This window comes from Arthrobacter sp. B3I4 (genome assembly GCF_030816855.1).
Taxonomy (GTDB): Bacteria; Actinomycetota; Actinomycetes; order Actinomycetales; family Micrococcaceae; genus Arthrobacter.
The window spans coordinates 3058080-3078660 of sequence record NZ_JAUSYK010000001.1 but is presented as its reverse complement, the minus strand read 5'-3'; the positions used below and the strand labels follow the sequence as shown (position 1 = coordinate 3078660).

Below are 20581 nucleotides of genomic sequence, written 5' to 3'. Positions count from 1 at the left end.
ACGGAAACCTTCCGGTGCTGCCGACGGCAGTACACAAAGGAACGCAGTTTCGTGAATTTCGCGCTTTACCGGGATCTGCTGGCCGTGCGGCCGATCCGGAACCTTTTGCTGGTCGGCATGATCGCCCGTATCCCGCACTCTGCCGCCGGGGTGCTGCTGACCCTGCACATCGTTCTCACCCTGGGGCAGGGCTACGCCGCCGCGGGCGCTGCTGCCGCCGTCATGACCATCGGCATTGCCGTGGGCGCCCCCTGGCGCGGCCGCCGCGTGGATACGGTGGGCTTGCGCCGGGCACTCATTCCTTCCGTTGTGTCCGAGACCGTTATCTGGTCCATCGTCCCGCACGTCAGCTACGAAGCGCTGCTGCCTTTGGTGTTCATCGGAGGTCTGCTCACGTTGCCGATCTTCAGCGTGGTGCGCCAGTCACTGGGAATCCTTGCCTCCGGCGAGCAGCGCCGGACGGCCTTTGCGCTGGACGCGATCAGCACGGAGCTGGTCTTCATGGTCGGCCCGGCCGTCGGCGCCGTCGTCGCGACGGCGGGATTTTCGGTTGTAGGGCTGACCGTAGTGGGCATCGCCACCTCGGTATCCGGGCTGTTCCTGATGTGGTTCAACCCGCCGACCCGCAGTATCGAAGCGGATGACGAGTCCGAAGCCGTATTTGAGTCCAGCCAGCAGGAAGCCGCCGAGGCCGCCGTCGTCGCTGCCGCACCGGCCCATCTCCAGGAAGCCGCCGCCGAGTTCGCCCCGCTGGCCGCGGCTGAACAGCGGCGGAAAGGCCGGCTTGGCCTGCGCCACAAGGTCGTCCACAACTTCGCCTGGTTCACCGCCGCCGTCGCCGCAGTCTTCGCTGTCGCCGCCGGAGCGGGCATGGTGCTCAGCGGCACCGATGTGGGGATCGTCGCGGCCCTTGAAACCGGGGGGCATCAGGCAGAAATCGGCATTGTGTTCCTGTTCTGGTGCGCGGCGTCGGTGCTGGGGGGCCTGGTTTACGGGGCGATGCACCGGCCGGTTTCACCGGTTCTGCTGCTGCTGGGCATGTCGGCGCTGAGCCTGCCGATGTCCTTCGCGCAGGACACCTGGACGCTGGCGCTGCTTTCGCTGCTGCCGGGCCTGCTCTGCGCGCCGGTGCTCTCGGCCGCGTCGGAGAAGGTCGCGGAACTGGTCGAGGAGGGCAGGCGCGGCGAAGCCATGGGCTGGTACGGCTCTGCCCTCACCGGCGGCGTGGCGCTCGGCGCGCCGCTGGCCGGGCTCTTTATCGACGGCGTGGGTCCTGGTGCCGGCTTCGTCTCCGTCGGCGTGGCCGGCGTCGTACTCTGCGTGGTGGGCCTGGTGCTACAGCGCCGGCGCCGCCGTCGGCTCGCCGCGGCCTAGGCCTTGCCGGTTCCTGACCGCCCCGGCTGCCAACGTCTGGCTTAACGACGACGGCGGGCGGACCGCTTTGGTCCGCCCGCCGTCGCCGCAGGGAATGGCTCACCGGCGTTGGTTTACCGGTACCAGTTCTCGGGTATCAGTTCACCGGGCCCGTGTACTTCTCGCCCGGGCCCTTGCCCGGTGCGTCCGGAATGGCGGATTCTTCGCGGAAGGCCAGCTGCAGGGACCGCAGGCCGTCGCGCAACGGGCCGGCGTGCTGGGATCCGATTTCGGGGGCCGCGGCCGTTACCAGCCCGGCCAGGGCCGTGATCAGTTTGCGCGCTTCGTCCAGGTCCTTGAGCTCTTCGGCATTGTCTTCGGCGGCCAGGCCGAGCTTCACCGCAGCAGCGCTCATGAGATGGACCGCGGCGGTGGTGATGACCTCGATCGCGGGGACCTCGGAGATGTCGCGGATCTGCTGAGAGACGTCACCCTGGGCGTCCGCCGGCCGGTAAACGTGGGAATTACTATCTGCTGTGCTCATGCTGGTAAGCTTGTCACAGACCGACTGGATGTCGTTATTTCTACAGCGGCCGAGGAGCAGGAATGATCCTGGTACTTGGCCCCCGGCGGGCGCATGTGCGCTGTGCGGGGATCTCACTGTAGAATCGACTTCCAGTTTGCAAGCGGAGTTCTCTCCCACCCGCGTCAGCCGCGCGTATTCTCTTCGGAATCAAGGTTGCCGGGTACCTGGTCGGGCATTTCCCTTAGGCATCGCGCCTGGCGGAAACGCGTGCCGCTTCCTCAGGAAGCAGGCCGTTCCGATCTTCGAGGCCTTCGATTGCTCCCGGCAATTGGAGGCCTTCTTCTTTTGCCGGCGGAATACCCCTCACGAACACAGGAGCTTTAACATTAGCGAGCCAAGAATCAATGAGCGTATCCGCGTCCCCGAGGTGCGGCTGGTCGGCCCTGCAGGCGAACAGGTAGGCGTTGTCCGTATTGAGGATGCCCTGCGTTTGGCTGCCGAGTCCGATCTTGATCTCGTTGAAGTTGCACCGCAGGCGAAGCCTCCGGTGTGCAAGCTGATGGACTTCGGCAAGTACAAGTACGAAGCTGCGGTCAAGGCACGCGAGGCCCGGAAGAACCAGACCAACACGGTCCTGAAGGAAATCCGTTTCCGGCTCAAGATCGACACCCACGACTACGAAACCAAGCGCGGCCACGCGCTGCGCTTCCTCGGCGCCGGTGACAAGGTCAAGGCCATGATCCAGTTCCGCGGCCGTGAGCAGCAGCGCCCCGAGATGGGCATCCGCCTGCTTCAGCGCTTCGCGGACGACGTCGCCGAGGTGGGCGTCGTCGAGTCCAGCCCGCGCATCGACGGCCGAAACATGGTCATGGTCGTGGGTCCGCTGAAGAACAAGGCCGAAGCGAAGGCAGAGGCCCGCCGCGCAACGCAGCGTGCTGAAGCCAAGGCCGAGAACGAAGCGAAGGCCGCAGGCCGCGTTGACACCTCAGGCCCCGAGGCGCCCCTGACGCAGTCGCTGGCCGACCTTCTTCCGGAGGGTTACCAGGTCCGGACCGAGGCACCCGCACCTGAGTCGCCGGCAGCGGCTGCTCCGGAGACGGCAGCTCCCGCCGAGGCGAAGGTCGAAGAAGCCGCCGCCGAGGCGGCTCCGGCCGAAAAGGCTCCGGAACAGCCGAAGCAGGAAGCCCCCAGGGCTGCGGCACCGAAGGCGGCTCCGGCCCCCAAGGCCGCCGCCCCCAAGGCTGCTGCACCGAAGGCTGCTGCACCGAAGGCCGCTGCTCCCAAGGCGGCTCCGGCCGCCAAGGCTGCAGCACCGAAGGCGGCTGAGGCAGCGCCGGCAACGGACAAGCCGGCAGCGGATAAGCCTGCGGCGGCCCCGAAGCCGGTCGCGGCTCCGAAGCCGGTTGCCCGGCCTGCAGCTCCGAAGCCTGCTGCCCGGCCGGCAGCTCCCAAGGCCGCCCCGAAGCCGGGCAGCAAGAAGACCAACTAGTCCACGGCTGCCGGACCGTAATGTCCGGCAGCAAGAAACCAGCATGCCGCCTGCAGGGGCGGCTGCGCGAAGACTGCAGACCTGGTCTGCGGACACGTAAGGAGATCGGTTCCCATGCCGAAGATGAAGACCCACAGTGGTGCTAAGAAGCGCTTCAAGCTGACCGGCAGCGGCAAGCTGCGCCGCCAGCAGGCCAACCGCCGCCACTACCTCGAGCACAAGTCCTCCAGGCTGACCCGCCGCCTCGCCGGCGACAAGATCGTCTTCAAGGGCGACGCCAAGGTCATCCGGAAGATGCTCGGCATCTAAGTTCCAAGTTCCCGGAGCGGTTGCCACCTGCAACCGGTCCACTACCAAAAAGGCTTCTCAGGCCAGCCGGCAAATCCGGCAGTAGATGCTTGGGATCAGAATTCTGAAGGAGTACGCACGTGGCACGTGTGAAGAGGGCGGTCAACGCCCACAAGAAGCGCAGGGTTATCCTCGAACGCGCAAAGGGCTACCGTGGACAGCGTTCACGCCTGTACCGCAAGGCCAAAGAGCAGCTGCTGCACTCGTTCGTGTACAGCTACGGCGACCGCAAGAAGAAGAAGGGCGACTTCCGCCGCCTTTGGATCCAGCGCATCAACGCTGCGTCCCGCGCCAACGGTCTCACCTACAACCGCCTGATCCAGGGCCTGAAGGCCGCTGAGGTCGAGGTTGACCGCCGCATGCTGGCAGAGCTGGCCGTCTCGGACGCCACCGCCTTCGCCGCGCTGGTCCAGATCGCCAAGGACTCGCTGCCCAGCGACACTTCCGCTCCCGCCGCCAAGTAACTGGCTGCCGAGCAGCAACGGAGCCTCCAGGCTGCGTTCTAGAACCGCTCGCTTGAGCAACTAAGGTTCTTATATGAACGAAACCGGGCGCCCGCAAGACTTGACACTTTCCAATCCTCGAGCTGATCGGGTGAGGAAGGTGGCACAGCTTGCCGGGCGCCCGGCCCGTTTAAAGCGCCGTGAGTTCCTGGTCGAAGGACCCCAGGCGGTCCGCGAGGCGCTGACCCTGCATCAGCAGCGGATCGCAGCGGGGGAGCCGGGCATCGTCCACGAGGTTTACGCCAGTGAATCCTGCCTGGACCGGCACCCGGAACTGGAGCCGCTCGCGGAAGGCACGGCTGCGTACCTCGCAACCGACGAAGTGCTCGCCGCGATGGCGGACACCGTCACCCCGCAGGGAATTCTGGCGGTCTGCCGATTCCTGGACGTCAGCCTTGAGCAGGTCCTCGACGCAGGTCCCCGGCTGGTTGCCGTGCTGTGCGAGGTCCGGGACCCCGGCAACGCCGGCACCGTGCTGCGTGCCGCCGACGCGGCGGGTGCGGACGCAGTCATCCTGACGGCCTCCAGCGTTGACGTCTACAACCCCAAGGCGGTTCGGTCGACGGCGGGGTCCCTCTTCCACCTACCGGTGGTGCTGGGTGCCGGGACCGAGGAAATCGTGGTCCGCTGCAAGGAACGGGGCATCGGCGTGCTCGCCGCCGACGGCTACGGACAACTCAACCTGGACCGTCTGCAAGACGAGAGTGCCGCCCGGCGGCTGGGTGCACCGGCCACCGATTCGGGCTACTCGCTGGAGCAGCCAACGGCCTGGCTGTTCGGCAACGAGGCCCAGGGCCTGTCGGAGGAACAACTAGCCCTGGCGGACCACCGGGTCGCGGTTCCGGTTTACGGGGCAGCCGAGAGCCTGAACCTCGGGACCGCCGCGACCGTCTGTCTGTACGCCAGCGCCCGGTCTCAACAACCCACCGTCTAGCAGGCAGGCAGGCAACCCAGCGTCTGGCAGCCCGGCAGGCAACCCAGCGTCTGGCAGCCCGGCAAGGCCGGGCTGCAGCGGCAGCAAGGACGGCGGGGGCCCACCTTTCGGTGAGCCCCCGCCGTCGTGCTGTTACCGCCTCGGCGCTGTGGCCGGGCCGGCGGTGTGAGAGTTTTACGTTGTGCGGTTTCGTCCGGTGACGGCGCCGTAAATGCCGGCTACGACGAGGCCGCCGACGATGGCCAGGATCCAGGAACCGAGATTCCAGAATTCCATCTTGCCGCCGCCGAACAGCAGGTCTCCGATCCAGCCGCCGACAATGGCACCGACCACGCCGAGGATGAGGCTGGTGACCCAGCCGCCGCCGACCCTGCCAGGCATAACTGCCTTAACGATTGCACCTACAATGAGTCCGAGAATGATCCAGCCTATGAAGCCCATGTCTCCTCCTACATATTCGTCGGTATTCAGCTTAGGAATTCCGATTATGGCTTCAAGCTAACACAAGCATTCCGGCGTGTCAGCAGGGCAGAACCCAATCGTTATTTGCTTCGTACCCAACCATTGGCGGTGCGAGGGGCAGGCCGGAACGGGTACGGTGGTTCTTTGCGGACGGGACTCTTCCGGATCCGTTGACCACGTTCACAAACCCTCCAAAGGAGAAGCTCTCTTGGCTGCAAACGGCGGTACTAAAGCGATTGTGGCGGCTCTAGCGGCCAACCTGACGATCGCGGTCCTGAAGTTCGTCGCGTTCATCCTGACGCAGTCCTCGTCGATGCTGGCCGAGGCCATCCACTCGGTGGCGGATTCCGGAAACCAGCTGCTCCTGCTCGTCGGCGGCAAGCGGGCCAAGAAGGAAGCGAGCCCGGAGCACCCCTTCGGCTACGGCCGGGAACGCTATATCTACGCCTTCATCGTCGCGATTGTGCTTTTCAGCGTCGGCGGGCTGTTTGCCCTGTATGAGGCGTGGGGCAAGCTCCAGCACCCGCACGGCATCGAGGGGGACTTCTGGTGGGTTCCGCTGGCCGTACTGGTCGGTGCCATCTTGGCCGAGTCTTTCTCCTTCCGGACAGCGATCCGCGAATCGAATCCGCTCCGCGGGGACCAGAGCTGGGTGAAGTTCATCCGGAATGCCAAGCAGCCAGAACTGCCCGTCATCCTGCTGGAGGACTTCGGCGCGCTGCTGGGCCTGCTCTTCGCGCTCTTCGGGGTGGGTCTGACGCTGATAACCGGGAACGGCGTCTGGGACGCGCTTGGTACTGCCATGATCGGTCTGCTGCTGGTGGCGATCGCGGCGGTCCTGGCCATCGAAACCAAGTCCCTGCTCCTCGGCGAGTCGGCCACGAGGGCCGACGTCGGAAAGATCCGGGCCGCCATCGAGTCCGACGGCACCACCATCATCCACCTCAAGACCCTGCACCTGGGCCCGGACGAACTGCTGGTCGCCGCGAAGATCAGCGTCGGCGCGGCTGACTCAGGCCGTGACATCGCCGCGGCAATCGACGCCGCCGAGGCCCGTATCCGTGCTGCCGTGCCGACCGCGCGGCAGATTTACCTCGAACCGGATCTGCAGCGCATCAGCGCCGGCCAGGCCTAAAGCCGGTTTGGGCCGCTGGCCGGTAGCCGCAGGAAAGCGGTTACCGGACCAGCGGTTTTTTGCGTTCGACGGCGCCGCTGAGGACCGCGACGCCGAGGCCCAGGAGGGCTAGGACCGCGCCGACCAGTGCCGGCGCGACGTAGCCCCAGCCCCAGGCGATGACGAGGCCGCCAAGGAAGGCGCCCAGCGCGTTGGCCACGTTCAGGGCCGCGTGGTTCAGGGAGGACGCCAGCGACGGAGCATCGGGGGAGGCATCGAGCAGCCGGGTCTGCAGGGCCGGAACCAGCATGGAGCCGGCGCCGCCGACGACAAAGACCATCACGTACGCGGACCAGGGCCAGTGCACGGCGACGGCGTAGACCACGAGCGCCACCGCAACGCCGGGCAGCACCCAGTAGATGGTGCCCATCACGGACTTGTCCGCGATCCGGCCGCCCACGATGTTGCCCACCACCATCCCGACGCCGTAAAGCGCGACGACGAGCGGCAACCATTCGGCCGGGATGCCGGCCACCGAGGTCATTGTATGGGCGATGTAGGTGTAGGTGGCGAAGAAACCGCCGAAGCCCACCACGCCAATCAGGACCGCGAGCCACACCTGCAGCCGTTTCAGTGCGGCGAGCTCCCGGCGGATGCTGGCGTCCTCATGCGGTTTTTGGTACGGCACAAACTTCCAGAGCATCGCCATGGTGGCAATGCCGATCAGGCCGACGAGCAGGAAGAGCAGCCGCCAGCCGAAGTTCTGACCCAGCCAGGTCCCGAAGGGGACTCCGATGACATTCGAGACGGTGAGGCCGGCCATCACCATGGAGATGGCCCAGCCGCGCTTGGTCGGAGCGACCAGGGAGGAAGCGATAACCGCCGCCACCCCGAAGAAGGCCCCGTGTGGCAGGCCCGCAGCGAAGCGGGACACCAGCATGGTGCCGTAGTCCGGCGCGATGAAGGAGCTCAGGTTCGCCAGGCTGAAGAACAGCATCAGCCCCAAGGCGAGGTACTTGCGGGGCAGTTTGGCCCCGGCGGCGGCCAGCGCCGGGGCACCCACCACCACACCTAATGCGTAGGCAGAGATCAGGTGCCCGGCCTCCGGGGTGCTGATGCCCAGGCCGTGCTCAACCTCTTTAAGCAGGCCCATCATGGTGAACTCGGTGGTGCCGATGCCGAACCCGCCCATGGCGAGGGAGATAATGGCGAGGGCCAGGGACCGGGAGCCGGTCTGGGGTGTTGCGCGGGCGTCTTTAGAGAGGGTCATCCGTCTGCTTTTCGGGAACGATCCCGGCGGGACGCCAGGAGAATGCGGCAAAGAACTTGGCAATATGAGGGTCATCCGGTGGCCGGGTGGTGCCGTGAAGGGAACGCCGGGCGCGTGCCCAGCTATTCCGGCGCCGGACGCCTGGCCCCGGTGTGCTCTCCCCAGTGTCCCCCGCGGGCGCCGGTCCGACCGCCCCTAGACTGGTGGACGTGACAGAACTCATCAACGTCGTCGGCGGCGCGGTAGTGGACTCCCTGGCCGATCCCCGGAGCCTTTTGGTGGCACGGCGCACCGCGCCACCCCAGTTTGCGGGCATGTGGGAATTTCCCGGGGGCAAGGTGGACCCCGGCGAGGCTCCGGAGGAAGCGCTGCACCGTGAGCTGCGGGAGGAACTCGGGGTCGAGGTCCGGCTGGGCCCGGAACTTTCCGCCGGCGCGCCGGCCGGCTGGCCGCTCAATCCCAAGGCTGCCATGCGCGTCTGGTTCGCGGAGCTGACCGCCGGGACACCGCAGCCGCTGGAAGACCACGACGAGCTTCGCTGGGTGGCGCTGGCGAACGCCGAAGAGGTCCTGGGGCTGCCCTGGATTCCGGCTGACCTGCCGATCGTCGAGGCGCTGCTGGCTGCAGTGTCGGCCCAGCCCTCGCCAAATTGAGCGCGGGGTAGCTACGCTGGGGCCAACCGGGAGGAGCTGGGCGTGCAGGTCGGTGTCAGACGGGAACAGCGTGCGGGGGAACGCCGGGTTGCGGCGACGCCGGAGACGGTACGGCAGCTGACGGGCCTCGGACTTGCAGTGCTGGTGGAGCGTGGCGCCGGTACGGCCTCCGGCTGCGGCGACGCCGACTATGAGGCGGCGGGGGCCACCCTCACTGCGGAGCTTCCGTTGCCGGCCATCGATGTCCTGTTGCACGTACGCCCGCTCACGCCGGAGACCGCCGCCGCATTGAAGCCCGGTGCGGTCACCATCGGCTTCGCGTCCCCGGCGTCGGAACTGCAAACCGTCGGGGCCCTCGCCGCCGTCGGCGTGACGGCCTTCGCCCTCGAACTGGTCCCGCGGATCTCCCGGGCACAGTCCATGGACGCGCTCAGTTCCCAATCGCTCGTCGCCGGCTACCGCGCCGTGCTGGAGGCAGCGTCACGCTACCCAAGGTTTTTTCCGCTCTATATGACCGCAGCCGGAACCATCCCGCCGGCCAGGGTGCTGGTGCTCGGTGCCGGCGTCGCGGGCCTGCAGGCCATTGGCACCGCGAAACGGCTCGGCGCGCGGGTCTCGGCGAACGACATCCGCGCCGCGTCCGCCGACGAGGTCGCCTCGATGGGCGGCACCTTCATCAACCTGGAGCTCGACACCCGGACTGCGGACGCGTCCGCGGAGGGCGGTGGCGGTTACGCCCGCGAACTCGGGGAGGACCGGGCCGCCAGGCAGCGGGCGCTGCTGGCGCCGCACGTCGCCGCGGCGGACGTGCTGATTACGACGGCGGCGATTCCCGGGCGTGCAGCCCCGCTGCTGGTGACCGCCGAGATGGTCGCCGGCATGCGGGCCGGCTCCGTCGTCGTGGATCTCGCCGCCGAATCCGGCGGCAACGTGGAGGGCGTCGTGCCCGGACGCGACGTCCTGGTCCCGGTGCCCGGCGGCGCCGTCACCCTGGTGGGACTGCAGGACGCCGCGTCCGCCGTCGCTTCGGACGCCTCCCGTCTGTACGCCAAAAACGTCGCCAACCTGCTCGCCCTGATGACCTCCGACGGTACGGTCGCCCCGGACTTCGACGACGAGGTCGTCGCCGGAGCGTGTCTCACCCACGACGGCGCCGTCCGGCACGCCGGCACAGCGGCAGCAATGGAGGCCCGGCACTGATGGACGCAGTCACGTTACTCACCGTGGTGGTCCTCGCGGTCTTCGTCGGCTTCGAAGTCGTCTCCAAGGTCACCAGCAAGCTGCACACTCCGCTGATGTCGGGCGCGAACGCCATCCACGGCATCATTCTCGTCGGGGCTGTCATCGTCGCCGGCCAGGCCGCCGACCCCTGGCTGCTCGGGGTCGCACTGCTCGCCGTCGTCCTCGCCACCGTAAACCTGGTCGGCGGCTTCGTGGTCACCGACCGGATGCTGGAGATGTTCGGCCCGCGCAAAGTCCTTGCCGCGGCCGGTCCGGGCCGGGCACCCGAATCGGGGAGCGGGCAAGCGGCCATCACACCGGGAACCGCCGGCGCGGCGGGGGAGGAACGGCGATGAGCGTCCTGGCGCCGGGCTGGACCGCGCTGCTGTACCTCGCGGCGGCAGTCTGCTTCATCCTCGCGCTCAAGGGCCTGAGCTCACCGCGGACGGCCCGGCGCGGCAACGCCGTCGGTGCCGCCGGCGCCGCGGTGGCGGTGCTGGCCGTGTTCCTCTCGGCACGGCTGGAGAACATGCCGCTGATCCTCGGAGCTATCGCCGTCGGCTCAGCCGTCGCCGTGCCGGTGGCACGGCGCGTGCAGATGACCCAGATGCCGCAGCTGGTCGCCCTGTTCAACGGCGTCGGCGGCGGAGCGGCCGCCCTCGTCGCCGTGCTGGAACTGGGCCACAGCGCCGACCCGTGGGTACGGCTCGCGGTCGTCTTCACCATGCTGGTCGGAGCAGTGTCCTTCGCCGGGTCGGCCGTCACCGTGGGGAAGCTGCAGGAACTAATCAGCACCCGCCCGTTGCTTTTCCCCGGCATGCCGGTGGTGATGGTGCTGGTTGTGGCTGGCGCGCTGGCCGCCGGCGGCCTCGTCGTACTCACCGGCGCCCCCGGCTGGGCCGGGGCGTTGCTGGTGCTGGGCCTGGCCGCGGGGCTGCTGCTGGTGCTCCCGGTGGGCGGCGCCGACGTGCCGATCGTGATCTCGCTGCTCAACGCCTTCACCGGCCTCGCCGTCGCCGCGTCCGGGATCGTCCTCGGCAACGTGCTGCTGCTCGTCGCCGGGACGCTCGTGGGGGCCAGCGGCACCATCCTCACCAAGGTGATGGCCGCCGCCATGGGCCGCGGCGTCGCCGGCATCATGTTCGGCGCTTTCCGGGGCGGCTCCACCGCCGGGTCCACCACGGTCAGCGACCGGCCGGTGCGCTCCTCCTCGGCCGAGGACGTCGCTGTCCAGCTCGGCTACGCCGAACGCGTGGTGATCGTGCCCGGCTACGGACTCGCGGTCGCGCAGGGCCAGCACACCGTGGCGGAGCTTGCCACCGCCCTGGCCGCCCGCGGGGTAGAGGTCGTCTTCGCCATCCATCCGGTCGCGGGCCGGATGCCGGGGCACATGAACGTACTGCTGGCTGAAGCGAACGTACCCTACGAGTCGCTGCGGGAACTCGACGAGGTAAACCCGGAGTTCGCCAACACGGACGTCGCCCTGGTGGTGGGCGCGAACGACGTCGTTAACCCGGCCGCGAAGTCCTCGCCCGGGTCGCCGATCTACGGCATGCCGATCCTGGAGGTGGTCCAGTCCCAGCAGGTGGTGTTCCTCAAACGCTCGATGCGCCCGGGCTTTGCCGGCATCGAGAACGAACTCCTGTATGACCCCAAGACCACCCTCCTGTTCGGCGACGCCAAGGACTCGCTCTCGAAGGTCCTCGGCGCGGTCAAGGTCCTCTAGGTGTAATCCCCACCGATACCTGGGGTGCGCGGCGTTGCTTACCGTTCAGAAGAGCGTGGGCTGGGCGGCCACGGCAGAGGTGTGGGCCGCTCCTCGGGCGGTCGGCTCGGGGATGCTGCCGGCGGGATACTGTGCTTCCTCTTCCCGGGGGTCCTCATTGAGGTCCCGGTGGCTGAATCCCGAGGAGCCCAGGAAGCCATGCCGGGTCTTGAAATACCGGATCCGGCCGGCCAGCCAGGCCCGGTATTCCTTGGAGGCATAGGAACCGCTGCCGTACAACCGGCGGTACTTTCCGACCAGCTGTGGGTGCTCCTTCGCGATCCACTGCATGAACCATTCCCGGGTGCCCGGCTTGAGGTAGAGGGCTCCGGCCGTCACGCCGGTGGCACCGGCCGCGGCAAGTGAACCGAAGAGCGAATCGAGTGCGTCATCGGAATCGGAAAGCCACGGCAGGATCGGCATCGCCATCACGCCGCAGGGCAGCCCCGCCTCCCGGAGCCTCGATACCAGCTTGAGCCTCGCCCGCGGGCCGGGTGTTCCTGGTTCCACCGCCTCCGAGAGCCGTTCGTCCGTCATGGCAAGCGAGATACCGACGCCGACCGGGACCTGGGCGGCTGCGTGCTTGAGCAGGGGGATGTCCCGGGCCAGCAGTGTGCCCTTGGTGAGGATGGACAGGGGAGTGCCGGAGTCCGCCAGGGCGCCGATGATGCCGGGCATCAGCTGATACCGGCCCTCGGCCCGCTGGTACGGGTCGGTGTTAGTGCCCAGGGCCACGTGCTGGTGCTGCCAGGAAGGCTTCGCCAGTTCCCGGCGCAGCACCTCCGCGGCATTGATCTTGACCACCACCTGGCTGTCAAAGTCCAGGCCCGCATCGAAGTCCAGGTAGGTGTGGGTCTTGCGCGCGAAACAGTAGACGCAGGCGTGGCTGCAGCCGCGGTAGGGGTTGATGGTCCACTCGAACGGCATGCGTGAACCGGGAGCCACTTTGTTGAGCACCGATTTGGCAGTGACCTCATGAAAAGTGACGCCGGCAAACTCAGGAGTGGTGACCGACCGCACCAATCCCACGAGCGGCAGCAACGCCGGCGTCGCTGCCCGGGAAGAGGAGACGGAGGGGGAGGATGAACCGCCGGAGGGCGGCACGGGACCTGCTGCTCCGGCCCCGGAGGGATCAGCCGCCTGTTCGTCAGCTGCCGCGTCCAGCCCAGGTGCTGCACCGGTCGGTCGGAGTGCCTGCGCGTCCCATCTCATGGGTCCATTCGAATATATGTTCGACCTTAAGTCAAGGATGCGAGCTCGCGCCGGAGGCGGCCGGACACCGTGTCGGGGCGTTGCTAGGCTGGGCGCATGATTCTCCTGACCGGCTTTGAGCCCTTCGGCGGCGAAACCACCAATCCTTCCTGGGCCGCGGCGCGCGGGGCGGCGGCGTTGCTGGAAGCGGCAGGACACAAGGCCGTCGCCGTGGAGTTGCCCTGCGTCTTTGGCGACGCCATCGAAGCCCTGCGCGCCGCCCTTGCCAAACACCGTCCGGAGCTGGTGCTCTGTGCCGGCCAGGCGGGAGGACGTGCCGGGATCTCCCTGGAGCGCGTCGCGATCAACTGCGATGACGCCCGGATCCCGGACAACGCCGGCAAGGCCCCCGTCGACGAGCCGGTGGTCCCGGACGGCCCGGCCGCCTACTTCAGCACCCTGCCGGTGAAGGCGGCGCTTTCGGCGCTGCAGGCGGCGGGCATTCCTGCCGAGGTGTCCCAGTCGGCCGGGACCTATGTCTGCAACCACGTCTTTTACGGGCTGATGCACGCCGTGCGGCTCACGCCGGGGGTGCGTGCCGGCTTTGTCCACGTGCCGTACGGCCCGGACCAGGTCCGGCCCGACGGCGGTGTGGCCTCCCTGCCGCTGGAGCAGATGACGGAGGCGCTCGCCGTCGTCGTCCGTACCGCGCTGGCGACCGCGGAGGACCTCAAGGTCTCCGCGGGCGCCACCCACTAGCGGCGTGCGCTCGTCAATCCAGCAGTTCCCAGACGACGTCGAGGGCTGTGGTCACGCTGGCGCTGCCCGCCTCCACGGCCAGGGGTTCGGAGGCCGCCGCCCGCTGCAGGCCCCCCGCCAGCGGCAGCGGCGGTGCCGCCGAGGAGTGCTGGGCCGCCGAGAGAACTTTGCCCAGCCGGGCACCGGCCAGCGCTGCGAAGTGTTCAGCGCGGGTCCGGGCATCGTTCCACGCAGCCTCACGGGCGCGCGCCTCGACATCCTCAGCGTCCGCGAACCCGAGCTGAAGGCCGTTGAGCCGGACCTCGTCCCCGCCGGCCGCCACAGCGGCGGAGATGATCCCCGCGGAGTCCGAAATGTCGCGGAGCCGGACGCTGAGCATGGTGGAGGCAAGATAGCCGGAGACGAGCTGGCCGCGGCCCTCCTGCCAGCTGACCTCGGCCCGAAGGTTCAGGCCCGACGTCGTGATGTCCGGGTTCGCCACGCCGTGGCCGCGCAGCACTGCCGTGATCGCGGACGAGGCGCCGGCTGCGTCTCTGTACGCCGTAGCGACATCGGCACGGCGGCATTCGACGCCGATGGAGAGAGTCAGCAGGTCCGGCGCGGCTTCCGCGGTGCCGGATCCGGTGACCGAAACGGTTCTGGGATCCTCGGTCATGTTCATGCCTCGTTCTGCTCGGGGGCTGTACTGCCGGCTTTTACTCCGGACTTCCTTGCGGCGCGTCCAGGGAACGCCGGCGGGTAGCCGCCGGCCTGAAGCCCGGCGTGCCGCTCGAAAAGGTTCGCTGAACCGGGGTTGCCGGTCCGCCACCAGGACCAGGCGGTTGCGAGGAAATACGCCGGCAGGAACGGCACGCCGAAGCAGCAGGCGTACTGGGTGCTGTGCCGCTCCTCGTGCCCCAGCAGCAGGTGGTTGTCCGCGGCTTCGGCCGGCCCGGCCCGGTACAGCACCACGTTGCCCACGGTGAACGCTGCCGCGACGGGCAGCCGCCAGCGGTAGCCGGTGGCGATCAGCAGGCCCCGCGGCCCGGGGCGCACGGAACAGCCCGCGCACGCGGCCAGCAGCAACCCCAGCGGCGTCGAGGCATTCAGCACGTTGGCCAGTTGCCGCAGGCGCTGTCCGGTCGTCATGAGGCCATGGTAGCGGGGGACGGGCGCCCGCCGGTCAGGTGCTGCCCGGGAGGACGGGCCGGGGGAGCCCGTTCAACTAGACTGGAGGGGAGTGCCCGCCGGAGCGACTGTGACGGGCCTGCCCTTTGTCAACGAGAGGGTCCCCATGCTCCGAGTCCCGCACTTGGAGAAGGCCCCGCGTTGGCATGACCCGACTCGTAGCTAAGAACAGTAGATGACTGAAACTTTGCCGGGCGCCGCCGTCCCGAACCCTCTGGACGAAGCCGCCATCACCGCCGCCGTGGACCAGGCCGTCGCCGCCATCGCCGCCGCTTCGACACTCGATGAACTTAAAGCCGTGCGCCTCGCCCACACCGGTGAGAAATCCGCTCTGAGCCTCGCCAACCGTGAAATCGGCGGCCTGCCCAAGGACCAGAAAGCCGCCGCCGGCAAGCTCATGGGTGCCTCGCGGGGACGCGTCAACAAGGCGCTCGCGGACCGCACCGATGAACTCGTCGCCGAAAACGACGCCCGAATCCTGGTCGAGGAGACCGTGGACGTGACCGCCGCGCCCCGCCGGCGCCGGGCCGGTGCCAGGCACCCGCTGTCGACCCTGCAGGACCGCGTCGCGGACATCTTCGTCGGCATGGGCTGGGAAATTGCCGAAGGCCCCGAAGTCGAGTCGGAATGGTTCAACTTCGACGCGCTGAACTTCAAGCCGGATCACCCGGCCCGCGAGATGCAGGACACCTTCTTCGTCGAGCCGCCCGAAGCGCACCTGGTGATGCGCACCCATACGTCGCCGGTGCAGGTCCGTTCCATGCTCGAACGTGACCTGCCCATTTACGTGCTGTGCCCCGGCAAGGTGTTCCGCACCGACGAGCTTGACGCCACCCACACCCCGGTCTTCCACCAGTTCGAAGGCCTGGCGATTGACAAGAAGCTCAGCATGGCGGACCTCCGCGGCACCCTGGAGCACTTCGCGCGGCAGATGTTCGGCGGTGACGCCCGGATCCGGTTGCGCCCCAACTACTTCCCCTTCACGGAACCCTCCGCGGAGCTGGACATCTGGCACCCCGGCGCCAAAGGCGGGCCCAGCTGGATCGAATGGGGCGGCTGCGGCATGGTCAACCCCAACGTGCTCCGCGCCGCCGGGATTGACCCGGACATCTATTCAGGTTTTGCCTTCGGCATGGGCATCGAGCGGACCCTCATGTTCCGCAACGAGGTCGGCGACATGCGGGACATGATCGAAGGCGACGTACGTTTCAGCGAGCACTTCGGGATGGAGATCTAACAGTGCGTATCCCCCTTTCCTGGCTGCGTGAATTCGCGGCCGTACCGGCCGGAGCGACGGCCGAAGACGTCATGGCGGACCTGGTCAAAGTCGGCTTTGAAGAAGAAGCAGTGCACCGGCCCACGGACACCCTGCAGGGCCCCATCGTGGTGGGCCAGGTCCTCAGCCTGGTGAAGGAGCCGCAGACCAACGGCAAGACCATCAACTGGTGCCAGGTCCGGGTGGTTCCCGAAGGCCAGCAGCAGACACTCACCGGCGAAGGCATCGACCCGTCCGGTGTGCAGGGCATCATCTGCGGCGCCCACAACTTCGTGGAAGGCGACAAGGTTGTGGTGACCCTTCCGGGAGCCGTGCTGCCCGGCGACTTCCGGATCTCGGCCCGGAAAACCTACGGACACCTCTCCGCCGGCATGATCGCTTCCGTGCGGGAGCTCGGCATCGGCGAGGACCACGACGGCATCCTGGTGCTCTCGCGCATCGGACTGGACCCGGAAATCGGCACCGACGCCATGGAGCTGCTCGGTCTGTACGACCAGGCCGCCGAAATCAACGTCACCCCTGACCGCGGCTATGCGTTCTCCATCCGCGGCGTGGCCCGGGAATACGCCCACGCCACCGGCACCCCGTTCACCGACCCGGCCGCCAACGTGCAGGCCCCGGCGGAACTCTCCGGTGGCTACGGCGTGAAGCTCAACGACGACGGCCCGATCTACGGCAAGCCCGGCTGTGACCGCTTCGTGGCCCGCAGCGTCCGCGGTGTGGACGCCACACGGCCCACACCGCCGTGGATGTCCTCCCGGCTCCGGCTCGCCGGCATGCGGTCCATCTCGCTGCCGGTGGACATCTCCAACTACGTCATGCTGGAGCTGGGCCAGCCGCTGCACTTCTACGACCAGGACAAGCTCTCCGGCGACATCGTGGTCCGCCGCGCCGTCGCCGATGAAAAGCTCAAGACCCTGGACGGCAAGGAACGTACGCTCGACGCCGAGGACCTCCTGATCACCGACGGCTCCGGCCCGATCGGCGTCGCCGGCGTGATGGGCGGCGCCGCAACAGAGGTCAGCGACGCGACGTCAACCATCCTGATTGAAGCGGCGCACTTCGAGGAAGTCTCGATTGCCCGCTCGCGCCGCCGCCACAAGCTGCCCTCCGAGGCGTCCAAACGCTTTGAACGCGGCGTGGACTGGCAGGTCGCCCACGTGGCTGCCCAGCGCGCCGTCGACCTCCTGGTCCAGCTTGCCGGCGGCACCGCCGTGGCCGAAGGGACCGACGTCGGCACCGCACCGGACTCCGTCGCCGTCGAACTGCCCGCGGCCTTCGCCGCGGAACGGATCGGCGTGGACTTCACCGAGGGCCAGATCCTCACCTCGCTCCGTGACCTGGGCGCCGCCGTCGAAAAGACCGGTACCGGCTACCGTGTCACGGCGCCAAGCTGGCGCACGGATCTGGAAACCAAGGAAGACCTGTCCGAGGAGATCGCCCGGCTGGTCGGATACGACCAGATTCCCGCGACCCTGCCGGTGGCTCCTCCGGGCCGCGGACTGACCCGCGTGCAGCAGCAGCGCCGCCGGCTCATCCAGGCTCTCGCCGACGCAGGCCTCACCGAGGTGCTGGCCTACCCGTTCGTTTCGAAGGCCGCCAACGACACCTTCGGGGTGCCGGCTGCGGACGCGGAACGGACGGCGCTGAAGCTGGCCAACCCCATCAGCGAGGAGCACGGGTACCTCCGGACCTCCATCCTGCCGGGCCTCATCGAGGTCGCCAAGCGCAACCATTCCCGCGGTTTCCGCGACCTGGCGCTCTTCGAGGCCGGGCTGGTTTTCCTGCCCGGTGAAACGCTCGGCACCGCCGCGATCCCGCCGCTTGGCGCCAAACCCGCCGATGAGGTGCTGGACGGCCTGTACGACGGCGTTCCGGACCAGCCGCTGCACCTTGCCGCCGTGCTGACCGGCCACGACACCCCCGCGTCACCGGCGCACACACCCCGGGCCTGGGACTGGGCCGACGCCCTGGACATCGCCCGGCTCGCCAGTGACGTCCTCGGTGTCGAACTCGTCATCAGCCAGGGCCAGCACCAGGCCTTCCACCCGGGGCGGGCCGCCCAGTTGGCGCTCCGCACCGGCGAAGTCGTGGGCTACGCCGGCGAACTGCACCCCAAGCTGCTTGCCGGGTATGACCTGCCGGCCCGTTCGGTGGCGCTGGAGCTGAACGCCGACGCCCTGTTCGACGCGGCCGCGGACGTGATCGTCGCCCGGCACATTTCCAGCTACCCGGTTGCGACCCAGGACGTGGCCCTCGTGGTGGGCGCCGACGTTCCGGCGGATGACGTGCTGGCCGCCCTGCGCGAGGGTGCGGGGGAGCTGCTTGAGGAGCTGTCCCTGTTCGACGTTTACGCGGGCAAGGGCATCGAGGAAGGCAAGAAGTCGCTGGCCTTCAACCTCCGTTTCCGCGCCCCGGACCGGACGCTGACCGCGGAGGAGGCCTCCGCCGCCCGGGACAGCGCGATGGCCGCCGCACACGAGCGGTTCGGGGCCGTCCAGAGGTAAGCACAGTCCGGCGCCAGCCGGAACCAGGGAAGGGCGGGACGATGGCAGCGCAACTGATTTTGCGGGCCGTCCCGCCCTTTCCCGTACCCCCGGCCGCCCGCGAGGCGCTGGATAACGTGGAGCTGGCACGCGCCCACGGAATGGCCCCCGGTCCCCGGGCGGCGTTCCTCGCCGGCCGCGTTGCCCAGCGCCAGTTCGCCGCGGAACTGCTGGGCGTGCCGGCGTCGGGGCTCACGGCCGCCTATGACTGTCCGCGCTGCGGCCCGGGAAGCGCACACGGCAGGCCCGGTTACAGTCTCCACGGCGTGCCGGCGCCGCTGCTGCTGAGCCTCTCCCGCAGTGCGGGCTGGGTTTTGCTGGCCGCGGTGCCGGATCCGCCAACCGGGCTGCTGCTCGGCGTCGACGTCCAGGACCCGGCCGGCGCGGATTTCGACGGGTTCGACGACGTCGCACTGGGGCCGGCCGAACGCGCGAGCCTCAGCGGCCTGTCCGCCGCGGCGCTCGTCTCGGCCCGGGCCCGGCTGTGGGCACGCAAAGAGGCCTGGCTGAAGCTGTGCGGAACCGGGCTGCGCACCGCCCCGGACGCATTGGACGTGCTGCACCACCCGGGCATCCGGGATCTTCCGCCGGCCGAGACCGGACTGCCCGCCCGCTTCGCAGCCGCCGTCGCCCTGTCCGGGATGCCGGACGGGGCCGGCCGCGACGCATATCAGCCCGGCAGCGGCGGGAGCGCTTCCTCGTAAAGCCACGGGTACAGCAGGGCCGCCGTGTCCGTCCCGGTGGCCGCCCCCGCCGCCGCGACGAAGTCCTGCGTGGAAACGGAACCGTGCCGGTGGCTGGCAGTCCAGTCCCGCAGGAGCGCAAAGAAAGCAGCATCACTACACCGGACCCGCAGCGCGTGCAGGGCCAGGGCACCGCGGAGGTAGACCCGGTCATCGAACATCCGTTCCGGCCCCGGGTTCCCGATCAGCAGGTCCTGGCCCTCCCGGTGCAGCGTCCGCCAGGCTTCCCGGGCCCGGTCCGCGGCGGTCATGATTCCGGCGGCCTCGGACCAGAGCCACTCGGCGTAGCAGGCGAAGCCTTCGTGCAGCCAGATGTCCTTCCACGAGGCTGCCGTCAGGGAGTTCCCGAACCACTGGTGCGACAGTTCGTGCGCTATCAGGCGCTGCGAATCCCAGTCGTGCCCCAGATGGTTGCGGCCGAAAATGGACAGGGACTGGGCCTCCAGCGGTATTTCCAGCGCATCCCCGGTCACCACCACGGTGTAGTCCGCGAAGGGATAGGGTCCGAAACAGCTGGTGAAGGTCCGCATCATTTCGGGCTGACGGGCCAGGGCGGCCTGGGCCTTGACGGACAGCCGGCCCGGAACGGCGGCAGTTTGCGCGACGTCGCCGCCGGCCCGGTCCGGGTTGAGCTGGAACTGTTCGTACCGGCCGATCTGGACCGTTGCAAGGTAGCTGGCCATTGGCTCGGACTGCTCGTAGACCCAGGTCGCCTGGCCGGACCGGGCCTCGTGTGCGACGAGCACCCCGTTACAGATCGCGCGGTAGCCGGCGTCGGTGGTCACGGTGATGCGGTAGCTGGCCTTGTCCCCGGGGTGGTCGTTGCAGGGGAACCACGACGGCGCGCCGTTGGGCTGGCCGGCGACCAGGACGCCGTCGGTCAGTTCCTCCCAGCCCACCTCGCCCCAAAAGCCCCGGCGGGGCGAGGGCTTGCCTTTATAGCGGATGTCCACCGTAAAGGTGTCGCCGGGCAGCAAGGCCGCATCGGGAACGACGACGAGCCGGTCGGCCCGCTGCTTGAATTTGCGCACCTTCCTGCCCGGCATCAGCACCTCGGTGACCCGCAACCCGGCCAGGTCCAGGACAACCGAGGCGCTCTCCTGCCGGGCCACCGCGTGCAGCACCGCCCGGCCGGTCAGCCGGTTGTTGTCCACCCGGTATTCGAGGTCCAGTTCGTACCGCGCGACCCGGTAGGCGGCGCTGCCCTGGCCCGGCAGGTACGGGTCCGGGTCGGTTGCGGGCACTGCGGTGCGGTCCATTG

The 20581-nt window shown here is 68.5% G+C and carries 21 protein-coding genes; 14 read left to right on the top strand and 7 right to left on the bottom strand.

The genetic code is table 11. The annotated features are described in order from the left end of the window. Window positions 1-51: 51 nt before the first annotated feature. A complete protein-coding gene (locus QFZ61_RS14530) occupies window positions 52-1374 on the top strand; it encodes an MFS transporter (RefSeq protein WP_307037191.1) in 1323 nt (440 codons plus the stop codon). 136 nt (window positions 1375-1510) lie between these two features. On the opposite strand, the gene QFZ61_RS14525 is transcribed toward QFZ61_RS14530, so the two are convergent. Next, the gene (locus QFZ61_RS14525; protein ID WP_307037189.1) at window positions 1511-1897 is read right to left on the bottom strand and encodes a DUF1844 domain-containing protein; all 387 of its coding nucleotides are present in this window, start codon (window positions 1895-1897) and stop codon (window positions 1511-1513) included. 409 nt (window positions 1898-2306) lie between these two features. Between QFZ61_RS14525 and infC the strand changes: the two genes are divergently transcribed. The 4 genes from infC (at window position 2307) to QFZ61_RS14505 (ending at window position 5153) form a co-directional block, all read left to right on the top strand. After that, the gene (gene infC, locus QFZ61_RS14520; RefSeq protein ID WP_373427162.1) at window positions 2307-3368 is read left to right on the top strand and encodes a translation initiation factor IF-3; all 1062 of its coding nucleotides are present in this window, start codon (window positions 2307-2309) and stop codon (window positions 3366-3368) included. A gap of 114 nt (window positions 3369-3482) precedes the next feature. Beyond that, complete coding sequence (rpmI, locus tag QFZ61_RS14515) at window positions 3483-3677, top strand: 50S ribosomal protein L35 (RefSeq protein WP_009358635.1); 195 nt, start codon at window positions 3483-3485, stop codon at window positions 3675-3677. Window positions 3678-3796: 119 nt separating this feature from the next. Next, window positions 3797-4180, top strand: a complete 384-nt coding sequence (gene rplT / locus QFZ61_RS14510) for a 50S ribosomal protein L20 (protein WP_307037185.1) — start codon at window positions 3797-3799, stop codon at window positions 4178-4180. Between the two features lie 73 nt (window positions 4181-4253). Continuing rightward, the gene (locus tag QFZ61_RS14505; protein ID WP_307037183.1) at window positions 4254-5153 is read left to right on the top strand and encodes an RNA methyltransferase; all 900 of its coding nucleotides are present in this window, start codon (window positions 4254-4256) and stop codon (window positions 5151-5153) included. 174 nt (window positions 5154-5327) lie between these two features. Here QFZ61_RS14505 and QFZ61_RS14500 read toward each other — a convergent pair whose 3' ends face one another. Continuing rightward, on the bottom strand, window positions 5328-5594 hold the full coding sequence (locus QFZ61_RS14500) for a GlsB/YeaQ/YmgE family stress response membrane protein (protein WP_307037181.1): 267 nt from the start codon (window positions 5592-5594) through the stop codon (window positions 5328-5330). 229 nt (window positions 5595-5823) lie between these two features. On the opposite strand from QFZ61_RS14500, the gene QFZ61_RS14495 reads away from it, so the two are divergent. Beyond that, complete coding sequence (locus QFZ61_RS14495) at window positions 5824-6750, top strand: cation diffusion facilitator family transporter (RefSeq protein WP_307037179.1); 927 nt, start codon at window positions 5824-5826, stop codon at window positions 6748-6750. A 40-nt stretch (window positions 6751-6790) separates the two neighbouring features. Here the strand turns inward: QFZ61_RS14495 and QFZ61_RS14490 are convergent, their stop codons facing one another. After that, window positions 6791-7999 (bottom strand): MFS transporter, encoded by a 1209-nt coding sequence (locus tag QFZ61_RS14490; protein ID WP_307037177.1) that lies wholly within the window; start codon window positions 7997-7999, stop codon window positions 6791-6793. A gap of 209 nt (window positions 8000-8208) precedes the next feature. Here QFZ61_RS14490 and QFZ61_RS14485 point away from each other — a divergent pair, with 209 nt between their 5' ends. From QFZ61_RS14485 to QFZ61_RS14470, 4 genes are read left to right on the top strand one after another with little or no spacing between them, the layout of a single operon-like run. Beyond that, entirely contained in the window at window positions 8209-8652 is a 444-nt protein-coding gene (locus QFZ61_RS14485) for a (deoxy)nucleoside triphosphate pyrophosphohydrolase (RefSeq protein WP_307037175.1), read from the top strand. Between the two features lie 42 nt (window positions 8653-8694). After that, window positions 8695-9852: a Re/Si-specific NAD(P)(+) transhydrogenase subunit alpha gene (locus QFZ61_RS14480; RefSeq protein ID WP_307037173.1), complete on the top strand. Its 1158-nt coding sequence runs from the start codon at window positions 8695-8697 to the stop codon at window positions 9850-9852. Next, on the top strand, window positions 9852-10229 hold the full coding sequence (locus tag QFZ61_RS14475) for an NAD(P) transhydrogenase subunit alpha (RefSeq protein ID WP_307037171.1): 378 nt from the start codon (window positions 9852-9854) through the stop codon (window positions 10227-10229). The genes QFZ61_RS14480 and QFZ61_RS14475 overlap by 1 nt, the downstream gene beginning before the upstream one ends. Beyond that, window positions 10226-11599, top strand: a complete 1374-nt coding sequence (locus QFZ61_RS14470; RefSeq protein ID WP_307037169.1) for an NAD(P)(+) transhydrogenase (Re/Si-specific) subunit beta — start codon at window positions 10226-10228, stop codon at window positions 11597-11599. The genes QFZ61_RS14475 and QFZ61_RS14470 overlap by 4 nt, the downstream gene beginning before the upstream one ends. A gap of 45 nt (window positions 11600-11644) precedes the next feature. On the opposite strand, the gene QFZ61_RS14465 is transcribed toward QFZ61_RS14470, so the two are convergent. Then, window positions 11645-12850: an Rv2578c family radical SAM protein gene (locus QFZ61_RS14465; RefSeq protein WP_307037167.1), complete on the bottom strand. Its 1206-nt coding sequence runs from the start codon at window positions 12848-12850 to the stop codon at window positions 11645-11647. A 96-nt stretch (window positions 12851-12946) separates the two neighbouring features. Between QFZ61_RS14465 and pcp the strand changes: the two genes are divergently transcribed. Beyond that, on the top strand, window positions 12947-13588 hold the full coding sequence (gene pcp, locus QFZ61_RS14460) for a pyroglutamyl-peptidase I (RefSeq protein ID WP_307037165.1): 642 nt from the start codon (window positions 12947-12949) through the stop codon (window positions 13586-13588). Window positions 13589-13601: 13 nt separating this feature from the next. On the opposite strand, the gene QFZ61_RS14455 is transcribed toward pcp, so the two are convergent. Further along, a complete protein-coding gene (locus tag QFZ61_RS14455; RefSeq protein ID WP_307037164.1) occupies window positions 13602-14243 on the bottom strand; it encodes an SIMPL domain-containing protein in 642 nt (213 codons plus the stop codon). Between the two features lie 2 nt (window positions 14244-14245). Further along, window positions 14246-14716: a hypothetical protein gene (locus QFZ61_RS14450; protein ID WP_307037162.1), complete on the bottom strand. Its 471-nt coding sequence runs from the start codon at window positions 14714-14716 to the stop codon at window positions 14246-14248. 214 nt (window positions 14717-14930) lie between these two features. Between QFZ61_RS14450 and pheS the strand changes: the two genes are divergently transcribed. From pheS to QFZ61_RS14435, 3 genes are read left to right on the top strand one after another with little or no spacing between them, the layout of a single operon-like run. Beyond that, window positions 14931-15992: a phenylalanine--tRNA ligase subunit alpha gene (gene pheS, locus QFZ61_RS14445; protein ID WP_307037160.1), complete on the top strand. Its 1062-nt coding sequence runs from the start codon at window positions 14931-14933 to the stop codon at window positions 15990-15992. A 2-nt stretch (window positions 15993-15994) separates the two neighbouring features. Beyond that, window positions 15995-18538 (top strand): phenylalanine--tRNA ligase subunit beta, encoded by a 2544-nt coding sequence (gene pheT, locus QFZ61_RS14440; RefSeq protein ID WP_307037159.1) that lies wholly within the window; start codon window positions 15995-15997, stop codon window positions 18536-18538. Window positions 18539-18579: 41 nt separating this feature from the next. Next, window positions 18580-19281 (top strand): 4'-phosphopantetheinyl transferase superfamily protein, encoded by a 702-nt coding sequence (locus tag QFZ61_RS14435; RefSeq protein WP_307037156.1) that lies wholly within the window; start codon window positions 18580-18582, stop codon window positions 19279-19281. Here the strand turns inward: QFZ61_RS14435 and QFZ61_RS14430 are convergent. Next, the gene (locus QFZ61_RS14430; protein ID WP_307037154.1) at window positions 19248-20579 is read right to left on the bottom strand and encodes a M1 family metallopeptidase; all 1332 of its coding nucleotides are present in this window, start codon (window positions 20577-20579) and stop codon (window positions 19248-19250) included. The genes QFZ61_RS14435 and QFZ61_RS14430 overlap by 34 nt on opposite strands. Window positions 20580-20581: the final 2 nt, after the last annotated feature.

Bases quoted from the DNA above. Each gene is read 5' to 3' on its own strand.
- QFZ61_RS14525 (WP_307037189.1), bottom strand. From the start codon at position 1,897: ATGAGCACAGCAGATAGTAATTCCCACGTTTACCGGCCGGCGGACGCC.
- rpmI (WP_009358635.1), top strand. From the start codon at position 3,483: ATGCCGAAGATGAAGACCCACAGTGGTGCTAAGAAGCGCTTCAAGCTG.
- QFZ61_RS14505 (WP_307037183.1), top strand. From the start codon at position 4,254: ATGAACGAAACCGGGCGCCCGCAAGACTTGACACTTTCCAATCCTCGA.
- QFZ61_RS14500 (WP_307037181.1), bottom strand. From the start codon at position 5,594: ATGGGCTTCATAGGCTGGATCATTCTCGGACTCATTGTAGGTGCAATC.
- QFZ61_RS14490 (WP_307037177.1), bottom strand. From the start codon at position 7,999: ATGACCCTCTCTAAAGACGCCCGCGCAACACCCCAGACCGGCTCCCGG.
- QFZ61_RS14475 (WP_307037171.1), top strand. From the start codon at position 9,852: ATGGACGCAGTCACGTTACTCACCGTGGTGGTCCTCGCGGTCTTCGTC.
- QFZ61_RS14470 (WP_307037169.1), top strand. From the start codon at position 10,226: ATGAGCGTCCTGGCGCCGGGCTGGACCGCGCTGCTGTACCTCGCGGCG.
- QFZ61_RS14465 (WP_307037167.1), bottom strand. From the start codon at position 12,850: ATGAGATGGGACGCGCAGGCACTCCGACCGACCGGTGCAGCACCTGGG.
- pcp (WP_307037165.1), top strand. From the start codon at position 12,947: ATGATTCTCCTGACCGGCTTTGAGCCCTTCGGCGGCGAAACCACCAAT.
- QFZ61_RS14455 (WP_307037164.1), bottom strand. From the start codon at position 14,243: ATGACCGAGGATCCCAGAACCGTTTCGGTCACCGGATCCGGCACCGCG.
- QFZ61_RS14450 (WP_307037162.1), bottom strand. From the start codon at position 14,716: ATGACGACCGGACAGCGCCTGCGGCAACTGGCCAACGTGCTGAATGCC.
- pheS (WP_307037160.1), top strand. From the start codon at position 14,931: ATGACTGAAACTTTGCCGGGCGCCGCCGTCCCGAACCCTCTGGACGAA.
- QFZ61_RS14435 (WP_307037156.1), top strand. From the start codon at position 18,580: ATGGCAGCGCAACTGATTTTGCGGGCCGTCCCGCCCTTTCCCGTACCC.
- QFZ61_RS14430 (WP_307037154.1), bottom strand. From the start codon at position 20,579: ATGGACCGCACCGCAGTGCCCGCAACCGACCCGGACCCGTACCTGCCG.